At 65.9% G+C, this 14,680-nt stretch carries 15 protein-coding genes and 1 tRNA gene; 10 read left to right on the top strand and 6 right to left on the bottom strand.

All coding sequences use genetic code 11. From position 1 onward, the window contains the following. Window positions 1–3: 3 nt before the first annotated feature. On the top strand, window positions 4–795 hold the full coding sequence (gene dapB, locus CEY05_RS25650) for a 4-hydroxy-tetrahydrodipicolinate reductase (RefSeq protein ID WP_088600114.1): 792 nt from the start codon (window positions 4–6) through the stop codon (window positions 793–795). 154 nt (window positions 796–949) lie between these two features. Here dapB and murB read toward each other — a convergent pair whose 3' ends face one another. Then, window positions 950–2,116 carry a UDP-N-acetylmuramate dehydrogenase gene (gene murB / locus CEY05_RS25645; protein WP_143220648.1) on the bottom strand — a complete coding sequence of 389 codons (1,167 nt, stop codon included), beginning with the start codon at window positions 2,114–2,116 and terminating at the stop codon, window positions 950–952. Window positions 2,117–2,167: 51 nt separating this feature from the next. On the opposite strand from murB, the gene CEY05_RS25640 reads away from it, so the two are divergent. Continuing rightward, window positions 2,168–2,243: transfer RNA gene (locus CEY05_RS25640), tRNA-Gly, on the top strand. 142 nt (window positions 2,244–2,385) lie between these two features. Here the strand turns inward: CEY05_RS25640 and CEY05_RS25635 are convergent. The 5 genes from CEY05_RS25635 to CEY05_RS25615 form a co-directional block, all read right to left on the bottom strand. After that, on the bottom strand, window positions 2,386–3,201 hold the full coding sequence (locus CEY05_RS25635) for an HpcH/HpaI aldolase/citrate lyase family protein (RefSeq protein ID WP_158219426.1): 816 nt from the start codon (window positions 3,199–3,201) through the stop codon (window positions 2,386–2,388). A 31-nt stretch (window positions 3,202–3,232) separates the two neighbouring features. Then, complete coding sequence (locus tag CEY05_RS25630; RefSeq protein WP_088600111.1) at window positions 3,233–3,550, bottom strand: NIPSNAP family protein; 318 nt, start codon at window positions 3,548–3,550, stop codon at window positions 3,233–3,235. 29 nt (window positions 3,551–3,579) lie between these two features. Continuing rightward, window positions 3,580–4,530, bottom strand: coding sequence for a tripartite tricarboxylate transporter substrate binding protein (locus CEY05_RS25625; protein WP_143220646.1), 951 nt, complete (start codon window positions 4,528–4,530; stop codon window positions 3,580–3,582). A 63-nt stretch (window positions 4,531–4,593) separates the two neighbouring features. Continuing rightward, entirely contained in the window at window positions 4,594–5,487 is an 894-nt protein-coding gene (locus CEY05_RS25620; RefSeq protein ID WP_088600109.1) for an SMP-30/gluconolactonase/LRE family protein, read from the bottom strand. 14 nt (window positions 5,488–5,501) lie between these two features. After that, window positions 5,502–6,233: an RraA family protein gene (locus tag CEY05_RS25615; RefSeq protein ID WP_088600108.1), complete on the bottom strand. Its 732-nt coding sequence runs from the start codon at window positions 6,231–6,233 to the stop codon at window positions 5,502–5,504. 154 nt (window positions 6,234–6,387) lie between these two features. Here CEY05_RS25615 and CEY05_RS25610 point away from each other — a divergent pair, with 154 nt between their 5' ends. The 8 genes from CEY05_RS25610 to CEY05_RS25575 all read left to right on the top strand — a co-directional run bounded on the left by CEY05_RS25610 (window position 6,388) and on the right by CEY05_RS25575 (window position 14,660). After that, window positions 6,388–7,194, top strand: a complete 807-nt coding sequence (locus CEY05_RS25610) for an IclR family transcriptional regulator (protein WP_088600107.1) — start codon at window positions 6,388–6,390, stop codon at window positions 7,192–7,194. Window positions 7,195–7,327: 133 nt separating this feature from the next. After that, a complete protein-coding gene (locus CEY05_RS25605; RefSeq protein WP_088600106.1) occupies window positions 7,328–8,140 on the top strand; it encodes an IclR family transcriptional regulator in 813 nt (270 codons plus the stop codon). Window positions 8,141–8,394: 254 nt separating this feature from the next. Next, entirely contained in the window at window positions 8,395–9,675 is a 1,281-nt protein-coding gene (locus CEY05_RS25600) for an MmgE/PrpD family protein (RefSeq protein ID WP_088600105.1), read from the top strand. A gap of 50 nt (window positions 9,676–9,725) precedes the next feature. Continuing rightward, complete coding sequence (locus CEY05_RS25595; protein WP_088600104.1) at window positions 9,726–10,208, top strand: Zn-ribbon domain-containing OB-fold protein; 483 nt, start codon at window positions 9,726–9,728, stop codon at window positions 10,206–10,208. Continuing rightward, entirely contained in the window at window positions 10,205–11,356 is a 1,152-nt protein-coding gene (locus CEY05_RS25590; protein ID WP_088600103.1) for a thiolase family protein, read from the top strand. Before CEY05_RS25595 ends, CEY05_RS25590 begins: the two co-directional genes overlap by 4 nt. Beyond that, the gene (locus CEY05_RS25585) at window positions 11,353–12,582 is read left to right on the top strand and encodes a CaiB/BaiF CoA-transferase family protein (RefSeq protein ID WP_088600102.1); all 1,230 of its coding nucleotides are present in this window, start codon (window positions 11,353–11,355) and stop codon (window positions 12,580–12,582) included. Before CEY05_RS25590 ends, CEY05_RS25585 begins: the two co-directional genes overlap by 4 nt. A 39-nt stretch (window positions 12,583–12,621) precedes the next feature. Then, entirely contained in the window at window positions 12,622–13,602 is a 981-nt protein-coding gene (locus CEY05_RS25580) for a tripartite tricarboxylate transporter substrate binding protein (protein WP_233161706.1), read from the top strand. A 44-nt stretch (window positions 13,603–13,646) separates the two neighbouring features. Beyond that, entirely contained in the window at window positions 13,647–14,660 is a 1,014-nt protein-coding gene (locus tag CEY05_RS25575; RefSeq protein WP_158219425.1) for a tripartite tricarboxylate transporter substrate binding protein, read from the top strand. Window positions 14,661–14,680: the final 20 nt, after the last annotated feature.

Below are 14,680 nucleotides of genomic sequence, written 5' to 3'. Positions count from 1 at the left end.
GTTATGCGCATCGCAATCGCCGGCGCAGGCGGCCGCATGGGCCGCATGCTTATCGAAACCGTGCTCAACACGCCCGGCATGGAGCTGGCCGTGGCGCTCGACCGCCAAGGCAGCAGCGATGTCGGCACGGACGCCGGCGCCTTCCTGGGCCGCGCGACTGGCGTGCGCATTACCGACGACCTGGCCGCCCTCGCCCAGGCCGACTGCCTGATCGACTTCACCCGGCCCGAAGGCACCCTGGTCCATCTGGACGCCTGCCTGCGCCATAAGGTGAAGATGGTGATCGGCACCACGGGGTTCGACGATGCCGGGCGTGCCGCCATCCAGCGCGCCAGCCAGGACATCGCCATCGTGTTCGCGCCGAACATGAGCATCGGCGTGAATGCGACGCTCAAGGTGCTGGAGCTGGCCGCGCGGATCTTGAATTCCGGCTATGACGTGGAAGTTTTCGAAGCCCACCATCGCAACAAGGTGGACGCGCCGTCCGGCACGGCATTGAAGATGGGCGAGACCGTGGCCCAGGCCTGGGGCGTGAACCTGCCCGACGTGGCGACCTGGACGCGCGAAGGCGAAACGGGGCCGCGCGAGACCGGCACGATAGGTTTTTCCGTGGTGCGTGGGGGGGATATCGTGGGTGAGCACACGGTGTACTTCTGCGGGGCGGGCGAGCGGGTCGAGATCACCCATCGCAGCAACAGCCGGCAGGGTTATGCCCAAGGCAGCGTGCGGGCCGCGGGGTTCCTGGCCGATATGGATCGTGGGCTGTTCGATATGAACGCGGTGCTGGGGCTGTAGGCCGGGGCGCGTTCACGTTGGCCTGCGGCCTGGATGAAGTTTATTCAAGGGATCCCCAAGAGGATCCCTTGTCGTTTCTGCGGAGTCGCAGGGTCTGCCGCCGGGGCAAGGGTCCTCAGGTTGCGGAAGAGCCGGGATTCCCGCGCCCCATCTTTCATACGACGACCGGCTCGGCCTCCAGGGACACGCCGAAGCGTGACTGGACGTCGGCCTGGATGGCGCGGGCCAGGGCGAGGATGTCGGCGGCTTGCGCGCCGCCGCGATTGACCAGTACCAGGGCTTGGCGTTCGTGGACACCTGCGGGGCCCAGGCTTTTGCCTTTCCAGCCACACTGGTCGATCAGCCAGCCAGCCGCCAGTTTGTAGCGGCCATCGGCCTGGGGATAGGACACCAGGCCGGGGCAACGCGCGGCGAGCGCGTCGCGTTGCGCGGCATCGACGATGGGATTCTTGAAGAAGCTGCCGGCGTTGCCGATGCGGACCGGATCGGGCAGCTTGGCGCGACGGATGTCGCAGACGGCATCGGCAATGGCACGCGCGGTCACGGTGGCTGCGCCGACGCCGGTGCTGCTTGCGGTGGCGGTGGCGGTGCCTGCTCCTGTGCCCGATTCGGAGTTACCGGTCTCGATCCCGGCCAGCCCCGGATGGCGCTGCAGGTCCGGGTAGTCGAGCACCGGGCGCCACGGGCGCGGCAGGGCGAAGCGGACGGCGACGATGAGCCAGCGGCCGGCGGGTTCGTGCTTGAAGCGGCTGTCCCGATAAGCGAACCGGCAATCCGCGCGATCCATGTGCACGAGTTCGCGTCGCGTCACGTCCCAGGCGGTCAGGCTATCGAAGCGGCTATCCATTTCGACGCCATACGCGCCAATGTTCTGCACCGGCGCGGCGCCCACCGTACCCGGGATCAGGGACAGGTTTTCCAGGCCGTCCCAGCCTTGGGCCAGGCAGTACTGGACGAAATCGTGCCAGACCTCGCCACCGGCGGCTTCGACGATCCAGGCGTCGGCGCGCTGCTCGACCAGCCGCACGCCGCGCAAGCCCATGTGGGCCACCAGCCCGTCCACTTGCGCCGGCAGCACCATATTGCTGCCGCCGCCGAGGACCAACAGCCTGCCATGTCGCGCTGCCAGGTCCGACAAGGCCGGCAATTGCGCGGGATCGTCGATGCGCACGTAATGCGCCGCCTGCGACCGCAGTCCAAGCGTATTGAACGGCGTGAGATCGGCGGAGCGCGGGATCAACGCCGCGTGCGGCGCGGACACGGAGGCGGTGTTGTTCGGGAGAGACTGGGCAGTGCCGGACGAGGCCGGGGTGTTTGACATGTACAGGGTCACTTGTGCTATAGTTTCTTTCTTCGCTGATTTTACGCGAATGCGGGAGTAGCTCAGTTGGTAGAGCGCAACCTTGCCAAGGTTGAGGTCGCGAGTTCGAGACTCGTCTCCCGCTCCAGAATTTCGATTCGCAGTATTGCCCTGGCTTCCAGGGAAACTGCAAGTCGGTGGCAAGAGGGGCAAAATCTCATGATTTTGCCCCTTTTTGCATTCTGCCAATGTCTGCGGAATCCAACCCGCGGGCAAGGTTCATTTCCTGCCTATGCCGACGCATCCTGATGCGCCTGCGTGACCACGGCCAGTTGCCGCGCGGCGCCGCTGGCCAGGAAGCCCAAGTCCGTGCCCGTGGAAACGAAGCGCACGCCCAAGCGCAAGACCCGCCGCATGACTTCCGGCCGATTCGCGATGCCACCGGCCCCCACGAATTTTCCGTGAGACCGGGCGGCCGCCAGCACCCGCTCGAAGACAGCCACCACGACATCGTCGTCGCCATCGGCCCAGCCAAGTTCCGCGCCCAGGTCCCCTGCCCCGACGAAAAGCATGTCCACGCCATCCACGGCCGCGATGGCATCGACCGCGCCCAGGCCCGCCGCGCTTTCCACCATGACGGCGATGAAAAGGGATGCGTTCAATGCGCTGGCCGCCTGCGCGGCCGGGAAGCTCCGGTAATGCAATAGCGCTTGTCCCGAGCCCATGGAGCGCCCGCCCCTGGGCGGATACATGGCCGCGGCAACCGCGGCGCGCGCCTGGCTGGCGTCCTCGATGTGCGGCAGGATCAGGCCCATGGCGCAGCCATCGAGGACCCGGCCAATGAAGGCCGCATCGACACCGGGCACACGCACCAATGGCACCACACCCGCCTCGCGCGCCGCATGGCACAGCATGGCGGCCGTCTCCAGCGACAGCACGCTATGTTCGAGATCGACATAGAGCGTGCTGAAGCCCGCGCTGGCCGCGATCCGCCCTATCTCATGGCTGCGCGAGATACGCAGGCTCATGGACGCCGCCAGCTCGCCACGCGCAAGGCGTTCCTTGAGCGGATTTCGCGTCAAGGAAGACAGGTCATCGTTCGCCATGGTCATCCTGTCTTCATACGCTTCACAGGCTTCATATGTGGATGGGGCAGAACGGCGCCGGATTCAGTATCTTGACCTCCTGCCCCACGAACGTACCGCGGTTGCCGACCTTGAATGCCCGCCATGCCGGATCGTCGTCGAGCGCCTGGCGCCGTTGCTCGCGGTCGGCCAGGCTGTCATAGACCCAGATATGGACGACCTGGTTGAGCGGTCCGATGTCACTGACGAAGAACCCCAGCAGCCGGCCCAGGTACTTGCGCTGCAGGGGCAAGGCGTCCCGCTCGTAGCGGGCCAGGTACTCGTCCATGCGGCCGTGGACGACCGTGTAAGTGCGCTGTTCGAAGATCATGAATTGGATGCCTCTCCTGCGACTGCATTTCATTCCGTGCGGATGCCGGCCGCTTTCAGCCATGGCACCCAGCGGGCAAAGTCCGCGTCCAGGCGTTGCTTGAACGCAGCGGTATCCTGCGGATTGCTGAAACCGGCATCGGCCAGTTTCGCGGCGACGTCAGGCTGTTTGACGGTTTTCGCCAGGGCCTGCGCCAGCGCCTGCCGCAGCGCAGGCGCCACCCCCGCCGGCACGAAGATGCCGTACCAGTTGGTCATCAGCAGTTGGGGCATGCCCGCTTCCTGCGCGGTCGGGATGTCCGGCAGCAGCGGCGAGCGCCTGGTATCGAAAATGACCAGTCCCTTGAGCCTGCCATCCTGGATATACGGCTTGAGCACCGGCACGTCCGCATTCACCAGGTCTACGGTCCCCGCCATCAGGTCCACCAGCGCCGGCGCGGCGCCGCGATAGGGGATGTGTACCAGCGGCACATGGGCCGTGCGTGCGTACAACTCCGCGCCGATGTGCATCGTGCCGCCCACGCCGGTCGAACCGTAATTCAGCTTGGTCTGTGCGGCCTTGGCGGTCAGCTCCTTGAGCGTATCGACCCCCAGGTTGGGCCGCACCGCCAGCATGGTCTGCACTTCTCCCAACAGATAGACGGGCTCCACATCCTTGCGCGGGTCGCACGGCAGCTTCGGCGTGGTGCCGGCGCTCATCACCAGGCTGGATGTGGTCAGCAGGAGCGTGGCACCATCAGGCGCTGCCTTTGCCGCATAGGCCACCCCGACCGTCCCGCCCGCGCCGCCGCGGTTTTCCACGATCACGGACTTGCCGAGCGCCTGGCTCAGGCCCGGCGCGACGATGCGCGCAATCTGGTCAGCCGGGCCGCCGGCGGCGAACGGCACGACGATCTTGACGACCTCCGTCGCCAAGCCTGGCGCGGCCACCAGGCAACCGGCCGCGACAGCCAGGGCGCCCGCCACACGTTTGGCTTTCATGAACACGGCGTTGTCTCCTCATTTTATTTTCCTTGTCGTCATGCGCCGGCGCCGACGATCAGGTCATCCGCCGAAACGGGGCTCGGGCAGGCCGCGCACGCCGACATCCAGGGCGAGCACGGCGCCGGCCAGCGGCTCGGCCGCCTGCTCTTGCGGCGTAAACCGCTGTGAATGGCTCGTGATGAACAGCGTGGCCAGCCCTTCCCCGCCAAAGGCCGGGCAAGTGGGATTGGTGACAGGCAGCTGGATGACCCGATCGACGCGGCCGTCCGGCGCCAGCCGCATCAACTGCCCGGAGGCCACCATGCAATTCCACAGATAGCCTTGCGCATCGACCGTGGCGCCGTCCGGCCGCCCCTTCTGATGCGTCCAGTCCTTGAATACACGCCGGTTGGATATCGCGCCGGCGTCGATGTCGTAATCGAAGGCCCAGATCATCTGGTTGTGGGTATCGGCGAAGTACATCGTGCGGTCGTCGGGGCTGAAGCAGATCGCATTGGGCAGCACGAAGTCGTCGAGCATGGCCGTACAGCGGCCATCCGGATCCACGCGATACAGGACTCCCAGCGGTTCGCGCCGGGTGTCATGCATGCTGCCCACCCAGAAGCGGCCGCGCCGGTCGCATTTACCGTCGTTCAAGCGCATGCCTGCCGCGCCCCCCAGGGGATCCGCGATGCGGCGCGCCGCAACGCCCTGCTCCGGATCGAAAGTGAACAAGCCTCCTGGTGTCGCCAGCAACACGCCGCCTTTGTCACGCAGCGCGATGGATCCGGTGATCAGATCCGGATGCAGGCACTGCGCGGTATGGCGCCTGGATACCGGATCGTAGGACTGCAACGCGGGACGGCGGACATCCACCCACCACAGACGCCGCGTACGGTCGCACCACAACGGCACTTCGCCAAGAATGTCCGCGCTTTGTACGGCCACGGTGACCGGCAGATCGGCTTCCTGCATCCCTTGCTCCCTATTCACTTGTATTTGGTGGCGGCCAGCGTGGCCAGGTCGATGCCGGCGGCGATGTCGGCCTTCTGGCGGTTGTCGCCCGCATCTATCTTCTCGGCCTGCTCCAGCACCGCCGTCACGTGCGCAAAGGGGACGAACACCACGCCTGCCTCGTCCGCCAGCACCAGGTCGCCAGCGTCCACGGCCACGCCGGCGATCCTGACCTGGCCATTGATTTCCACGGTGCGCAGGCGCCACTTGCCGGTGATGGGCGTCACGCCGCGCGACCAGATCGGGAAGTCCCGTTCCCGACTGCTGTCAGGGTCGCGAAACGAGCCATCGATGACCGCGCCCGCGCAGCCGGCCCGATGGGCCACCGCGGCGGACTGCCCGCCCATATTGGAGATTCCCGTCAGTCCTTCGATGACGACGACATCGCCGGGAAGGGCCTGGTTATAGGCTTCGTGCTCGCCCATCATGCCCTTGCCGCTGGCGGCGGCCACCGAAGGATTCAGGCCACGTTCGACATTGCGCACCGTGACTGCCTGGCCCAGCATGCGGCGCGGCGCCAGCGTGGGCGCCAGCACGGACGCCGGAATCGCCCCGAACAGTCCCAGGTTGTCCATGGCATCGGACACGGTGCCGGTCAGGTCTTCGATGGCGGCGTAGCGCGCGAGGATCTCGGGCGCCAATCGCGGCAGTTCGGTCCGCCTGATCGCTTCCGCGGGGACACGCCCGGTCAGGGTCTTGCTGGTCATGGGGTCTCCTTCGGGGTCTTCCTCGAAGTCTTCTTCGGGTCTTCTTCGTTTCGAACGAAAGATAACGACCCGCCCGCGGAATCACTAACATTCCAAATGCTGGGACTTTTTCCTTTTCCCACTTTTTGCCGGGCCGTTGCGCTAAGCTCGCAGCGTGAAACGCGCCAAGACAAGCAGCACCGCGAGTGAGCCGGGCACCAGTCTGGGCCGGGCCCTGGCCGTGCTCGAATTGTTCACCCTCGGTCGTCCCGTCGTCACCGTCGACTACGTCACCGAGGTGCTGCGCTATACCCGTTCGACGGCCTACCGCTATCTGCAGGAATTGTGCAACGCGGGATTCATCACGCAGGCCGCGCCTGCCGTCTACAGCCTGGGTCCGCGCATCATCGAACTGGAGCGCCTGATGGCGCTGACCGATCCGCTGTACCGGGCGGGCCAGGAGGTGCTGGCGCCGGAACCGCAATCCAACACCGCGCTTCTGCTGCACAACCTCTACGAGGACAAGGTGCTGTGCATCTACAAGGCGGGCCCGGACGTGCTGGAATGCGGCGGGCAGCGCATCACCATCCGCCGCGCGCGCGGCATCCCGTTCCCCCTGTTCCACGGGGCGGCATCGCTGGCCCTGCTGCCGTGGCTGCCCTCGAACCGGGGCCTGCAAACCTATCTGCAAAATACCGCTGCCATCGCACGGGCCGGACTGGGTGACGATTGGGAAAGCTTCCGCCGCACGATGGCGGCCGTGCGCCGCACCGGCTATGCCACCAGCCACGGCACCATCACGCCACTCCTGAGCGGCGTCGCCGTCCCTATCCTGTCCCCCAGCGGCAGGCTGCTGGGCAGCCTCGCGCGCACCGTGCCGACGGAATCGCTCAACCCGGACAACGAAGTCGGGCATGCCAGGTCCCTGAACGTGCTGGCCCAACGGGTCGCGCAGGCCTGCGTCAACGCGTCGGCGCGCTGATGCGATAGCCACCGATGCGCCAGCCGCCCATGCCAGACTGATTCCACTCATCGGAATAGAATCGAGGATCCGCCCCCGCCTTGCTACCTTGGCAAGGGAGGGTGGGAGAGGTTATGTGGGGACTACAAGGCCAATGACAGCAACGACTTCGCAATCCAGTTCTTCAACCGCCGAGCGCCAGGCTGCAAGCAGCGGGACCGTCAGCCGGGTGCTGCAACTGCTATCGGTATTGGCGGACGCTTCGGGCCCGATCGGTGTCAAGCAGGTCGCCGAACAGATGTCATTGGCCCCTTCCACGGTGCATCGCCTGCTTCAGTTGCTGCGCAAGGAAGGCTTCGTGGACACCGCGAGCAACAGCCATCAGTATGCGATCGGAACCCAGTTCTACCGGGTGGCCGCTCGTGTGTATGCCGCGGGATCTCCGCACGACATCGCGCTGCCGCTGATACAGGCGATCGCGGACGAGTTTAACGAAACCGTGGTGTTCGGCCTGTACCAGCCGGTGCAGCGTAGTGTCACCTTCACCGCCAGTGCCGATGGCGGCCAGCGACTGAAGTATCACCTGGACATGCATACGCCGCTGTCCCTCGTCTGGGGCGCTTCGGGCAAGGCCATCCTGGCGTTCCTGCCTCCCGACATCGCCAGGAAAATCATCGAGAGCGAAGGCCCCTCTCCTGCCTCGGGCGCCCCCGTCCCGGATCTGGCGGACCTGGAGAAAGAACTGGCCAGGACACGCCGGCGTGGCTACGCGGTCACGGACGGCGAGAAGTTCCCCGATGCACGCGGCATCGCCGCACCCGTGTACGGCCCGCGCGGTGTACTGGGCTGTATCTGCCTGACTTCGCCAAAGTCGCGCATGCCCCATGGCGAGATCGCCCAGATCGGGGAAAAGATCGTGGCCCAGGCGGCGGTGCTTTCGCAAGCCCTGGGTGCTTCCGATCCCTGACACCCTATCCTTTTCCCTCATCTCCAGGCTAGCCATCGGCTGGCCTTTTTTTCGCCTGGCCGAAATGCACGCTAAGGGTGGCGACCGCGCAAACCCCGGCGTCGCCATGTCCATGATCCCGCGCATCGTGGGGATTGCCATTCGCCCACGCTCTCACTACAATTCCTCTCAACGAAATCGAATTCCGTTAAACGGAATCTCAGGAGACAACCGATGAATCGGATTTTTTGCGCGGAATTGCGGGTGTCGGGACAATGACGCTGGATATCCTCACGCTGAGCCGGCGCTCCGTCGCCGCGGCGACCGACGCCGCCGCCATGGTGGAAGAGATCGCCAGGAGCTTCATGGACACCCTGGCGGTTGCCCATGCCGGCCGCAACGAGCCTGTGTTGCGCAAGCTCGCGGCGCTGTACGGAGCAGAGCCCGCCATGCCGGAACACCAGGCCCTGTTCAACGCCACCGCCGCGCATGCGCTCGACTACGACGATCTGCAGTTCGCCAGCGTCACGCATGTGAGCGCGGTGATCGTGCCTGCGCTGATCGCCGCCGCGCACGCGGCGCCGTCCTGGCCGCAGCCCCGCGCGATGGCATCCGCCTATCTGGCCGGCCTGGACACGGCCAGGCAGGTCGGCACGGCCCTCGGTCCAGCCCACTATGCGGCCGGCTGGCACGCCACCAGCACCCTGGGGCCGCTGGCCGCGGCCAGCGCCGTGGCCAGGCTGTGGCAACTGCCGCTGGACCAGACCCGCGACGCGCTGGCCTTGGCCACCTGCCAGGCCAGCGGTACGCAGCGCAGTTTCGGTTCGATGGCCAAGCCGCTGCAGGCGGGCCTGGCGGCCAGCGCCGGCTTGCGCGCCGCGGCGTGGGCGCGCCAGGGCATCAGCGGCCCCGAACACCCCTTCGGGGCCGGAGGATTCGAGACCCTCTACGGCGGCCGGCACGACAGCAGTCCGGCGCCCGACGACGCGCCTTTCCTGGTGGACGTGGGCCGTAAAGCCTATCCCTGCTGCTATTGCGCGCAACGCCTGGTCGCCGCGGCGTTGAGCCTGCGGCAACAGCTGCAGGGAGTCGAGGGCGGGATCGCACCCCAGGCGGTCCGCAACGTCACGATCCATGCGCAGGAAGGCACGTTGCTGCCGCTGCGCATCACCCAACCCAGGGACGGCAACGAAGCCAAATTCTGCGCCGACTACGTGGTCGCCGCGGCCCTGCTCGATGGTGGCGTGGGCCTGCGCCACTTCGAGGCCGCCAGCCTGCAACGCGCCGACCTGGCCGCCCTGCGCGGCAGGATACGAGTGCTCCAGCATGGTCCACGCGCCGGCTCGATCGAGGATGGCGTCGTGTGGGCGCAATGCGAATTGGCCGACGGCCGCGTACTGCAAGGCGCCGAAATCAAATACTTCCCCGGGTCCACCCAGGCCCCGCTGACCGAGGCACAACTCGAAGCCAAGCTGCTCGATTGCCACGGCGGCAACGACGGCGCGGTACAGGCCTTGAAGCACACCGTGCGGCGTTGGCTGGGCTTGTCCGCATGACGCAAGCAGCGAACGACACGAACGATACGACGATACAAAGGAGACACTCGATGCATCTCAATGATCCTGCCCCGGTCACGGGATCGGGCTTCGACGATACGGCCAGGCCGTTGAACGACCTCGCCCCCGACGACACCCCCCGTTTTGAAATCGTCGACGGCAAGGTCATGCTGCGCGGCAGTGTCAGCCGCTCTTCCGGCTGCCAGACCTGGCCCCGACGCACCATCTGCCCGCAGACCGGCGCGCGCGACATGGAACCGCAGTTGTTCGGCCCCTACGGCATGCTGTATTCGTACGCGTCGATACACGTGTCGGCCACGCGCGCGGTGCCCTACACCCTGGGCTATGTCGATTTTCCCGACGGACTGCGCGTCCTGTTGCCCGTGCACTCCGCCGACGCATTGGCGGGCACGCTGCCATGCGATGTCCTGGTCGAACTGCACGTTGAAAACGACGCGGTGGTAGCCATACCGCTGCCTGGCGGCGAACAAGCCGGGCAAGCAACACGAGCCACGCAAGGAGCGCAAGCATGAACGCCCAACAGGCATACATCGTCGGGGCGGCCATGATCCCGATGGCCAAGTACAAGGACTCCAGCTACTCGGGCCTGGCGGTTCCAGCAGTGCTCAACGCCCTGCGTTCAGCGGGCGTCGAGCCTGCGCGGATCGAGGCAGTCGTGTGCGGCCACGCCTTCGGCGGCATGCTCACCGGCCAGCGCATCGCCAAGGACGTGGGCATCGGCGGGGTTCCCGTGACCAATGTGGACAATGCCTGCTCCGGCGGCGCCAGCGCACTGCACCTGGCCTGGAAGGACGTGACCGCTGGCCGCCACGACGTGGTGCTGGTCATCGGCGTGGACAAGCTGACGCAGTTCGGCGGCGGCACCTTGCCGCTGGTGGCCGAGGACCCAGAAGTGCAGCAAGGCATCGTCATGCCCGCCGTGTATGCCATGCGTGCACGCCGCTATCTGCACGAACGCCGCGCGTCGGTGGAAGATCTTGCGCGAGTCAGCGTCAAGGCACGCCGCCATGGCGCCCGCAATCCCTACGCCCAGTTCCGCAGTGAAGTCGGCATCGACGAAGTGCTGCGGTCCCGCCCTATCGCCGATCCGCTTACCCTGCTGCAATGCTGCCCCACGGGCGATGGTGCCGCGGCGGTCATCGTCGTCTCGGAGAAACTGCGCCGTCAGCTGGACAAGCCGGCGGTACGCATCGCGGCCTCCGTACTGCACTCCGGCACGGCCACCACGGGCTTCCGCGACATGCTGCGTCCGGAGATCACCATGCATTGCGCCACCGACGCCTATGAGATGGCCGGTTTCGGCGCCGAGGACATCGACGTGGTGGAACTGCACGACGCCTTCAGCATTGCCGAGCTGGTGTATTACGAAGCACTGGGCCTTTGCAGGAAGGGCGAATCGGCCGATTTCCTGCGCGATGGCAAGAGCACGTATGGCGGCCAGGTGGTCGTCAATCCCAGCGGCGGCCTGCTGTCCAAGGGGCACCCGGTGGGCGCCAGCGGCGTGGCCCAGGCGGTGGAAATCTACTGGCAACTGACGGGCCAGGCCGGCGAACGGCAGGTGCCCGATGCCCGCACCGGACTGTCGCACGTGACCGGCGGCGGCATCGCGGGCCTCGACCACGGTGCCTGCACGGTGCACCTGTACGAAGGACTTCGATGAACACCAGCAATCAGGCAACTGCGTCGGCATTACCGCTGCAAGGCTATCGGATCGTCGACCTGACGACTTTTCTTTCCGGCCCCTTCTGCACCCAGATCCTCGCCGACCTGGGCGCCGAGGTCGTCAAGATCGAAGCGCCGGAGGGCGATTCGTCCCGTGCCATCCCGCCGCACTTCCTGGGCGACGACAGCATGTACTTCATGTCGACCAATCGCAGCAAGAAGAGCGTCTGCGTCAACATGAAGGAGAAACAAGGACTGCGGCTGGTCCTGGACCTGATGGCGAAAGCGGACGTGGTGGTGGAGAATTTCCGCCCGGGCGTGGCGGCTCGTATCGGGCTGGACATCGACCAGATACGCAAGGACAACCCCCAGCTGGTGTGGGCCTCCATCAGCGGCTTCGGGCAGGTTGGTCCATGGCGCGACCAGCCCGCCTACGACATGATCGTCCAGGCGCTGTCCGGCGTCATGAGCCTGACCGGCGAGCCGGGCCGGCCGGCGGTCCGCCTGGGGATACCCGCGGGCGACATGGTGGCGGGCATGTACGCATCCATCGCCATCAATGCGGCCCTGGCCGACCGCGAACGCGGGGCGCCCGGCCGCGTGATCGACATTTCGATGCTGGATTGCCAGCTGGCCATGCTGTCGTACCAGAGCGCGTATGCCTTATACAGCAACGTCACGCCGCAACCGCAGGCCGCTCGCCACGATTCGATCCCGACCTATCGATCCTTCAAGGGCCAGGATGGCCGTGAACTGGTGGTGACGGCCAACACGGAAAAAATGTGGCGTGGCCTGTGCCTGGTGCTGGGCCTCGCTTCCTTGCCGGACGACCCGCGTTTTCTCAATGCACGCAGCCGCCTTGAGAACAAGGAAGCCCTGTGGCCGCTGCTCGAAGCCGCGTTCCTGCGGCAAGACGCGACCGACTGGATCGCGCCGCTGGTCGAGGCCGGCGTTCCGGTAGCCCTCGTGAAAACCGTGCCCGAAGCGCTGGACGACGCCAGGAACGGCGAACGGGACATGATCGTCCGGGTGTCGGACGACCAGGGACACAGCACCGAGCTGGTGGGCAATCCCATCAAGTTTACCGGTGCCGATCCCGTCGACTCGACCTTCCCTCCTGCCCTGGGCAACGACGCATTCCAGGTGCTGTCCGGCTGGCTGGGGCTGCCCCGGGAAGCCGTGCAGGGGCTGGTTGGCGCCCAGGTGCTGCATATGCGCTGTTGATCCTTCCTTCCTAACAAAAAACAATCAGGAGACAAAGCCATGACAATGACTCGTTTCATCAAGCAGGGGATGGCGGGCATCACGCTGCTGCTCGCCAACGCCGCGGCTCACGCCGCCGACGACTATCCCGTTCGTCCCATCTTCCTGGAAGTCGGCTTCGAGGCGGGCGGCCCCACCGATGTGGTGGCCCGCATCATGGCCAAGGCCATGTCCGCCAACCTGAAGACGTCGGTCATCGTCGAGAACAAGCCCGGCGCCAGTGCCTCGATTGCCGCCAACGACGTCATGCGTGCCGCGCCGGACGGCTACCGCCTGCTCGTGAGCACGTCGGTGCTGACGGTCAATCCGCTGCTGTACCCCGATCGCTACAAGTACGACACGGTCAAGGCGTTCGAGCCCGTCGGTAATTTCGTCACGCTGCCCATGGTGATGGTCACCAACTACGATTCGCCCTACAAGTCGGTGCAAGACCTGGTCGCCGATGCCAAGGCGCATCCATCCAAGGTCTCGTATGGTTCTTCCGGCGTGGGCAGTTCGGCTCATCTGACGGGCGAGATGCTGGCCACCCAGGCCGGCATCACCATGATCCACGTGCCCTACAAGGGCAATGGCCCGGCCTTGCAGGAAACGATAGCGGGCCGCATCTCGTTCATGTTCTTCCCGAGTGTGGGCATCGCCAACTACGTCAACAGCAAGCGCCTGCGCGTACTGGCCCTGGGCAGCAAGGACCTGCGCACGACCTTCCCCGGCGTGCCCACGCTGGACAGCATCGGGTATACGGGTTTCGAGGAAGGATCCACCTGGGTCGGGCTGCTGGCGCCGGCCAATACGCCCAAGCCCATCGTCGAGAAACTGAACCAGGCGGCCATCACGGCGCTCAATACGCCCGATGTCCGCGAGCAGCTTGCATCGCTCGGGGCGGTGGTCCAGGGCGATACTTCGGAGAACTTCCGGCGTTTCCTGATCGAAGACAAGACGCGCTGGTCGACCGTCATCCAGCACAGCGACTTGAAGCCATGACGCCAGCACGATATTCATCGCACATAACAAAAAGGAGACAACCCATGCGTTACGCCCTCAGCGCGGTCCGAAGCGGCCGGCTCCCGCAAAAATTCCTGGCCATGCTGGGTATCACGGCGACTTTGCTGGCCGGCCCGGGCGCTGCCCGGGCCGACGAGGCATCGGCTTGGCCCACGCGCCCCATCACGCTGGTGGCGCCATTCGCGCCCGGCGGCTCGACCGACATCCTGGCGCGGGTTGTCGCCGCGGGCATGAGCAAGGTGCTCAAGCAGTCCGTGGTGGTCGAGAACCGGGCCGGCGCGGGCGGCACCATCGGCGCTGCCGTGGTTGCCCGGGCCCGCCCGGACGGCTATACGATCCTGCTGTCCAACGTGACCTTGGGTTCGGCCGATTCGCTGTACAAGAATCTGTCCTACGACTTCATCAAGGATTTCGACCATGTGGCCTACCTGGGCGCGGTGCCCTGCGTGCTGGTGGCGAGCAAATCCCTGCCGGTGACAAGCGCGCCCGAATTCTTCTCCTATTTGCGCGCCCATGCCGGGCAGCTCAATTTCGGTTCGTCGGGGATAGGCGCGGCATCGCATCTGTGCACGCAGTCGTTCCTGAGCACCGGCGGATTCAAGGCCAACCATGTGCCCTACCGGGGGGCCGGTCCCATGATGGTCGACATCATGAGTGGGCGCATCGCCTTCGCGCTCGACACGGCACCCAATGCCTCGTCGCACATCCAGGGTGGCAAGGTACTGGGCCTGGCCGTGGCCGCGGACCAGCGCATCCCCTTGCTGCCCGACCTGCCGACCATCAAGGAGGCCGGCGTACCGTTCGAGATGTCGATCTGGTATGGCTTGGCCACGCCCAGGAACACGCCCAAGGAAATAGACCACAAGATCTATGAAGCGGCCCAGGTGGCATTGCGCGATCCGGAAGTGCTGAATGCCTATCGATCGCTCGGCGCTTCCGTCACGGCGGAAACGCAGCAAGCCTTCCTGGCGCGGGTCGAAGCCGACAAGGTGCGCTGGACGGGTATCGTCAAGCAGGCGGAGATCGAGCCGCAATAGGCAGCGCGTGGCCCGCGAGT

The organism is Achromobacter sp. HZ34, from assembly GCF_002209485.1.
Taxonomy (GTDB): domain Bacteria; phylum Pseudomonadota; class Gammaproteobacteria; order Burkholderiales; family Burkholderiaceae_B; genus Bordetella_C.
The sequence above is the reverse complement of the archived record's forward strand: the minus strand, read 5'-3'. Positions and strand labels throughout refer to the sequence as shown.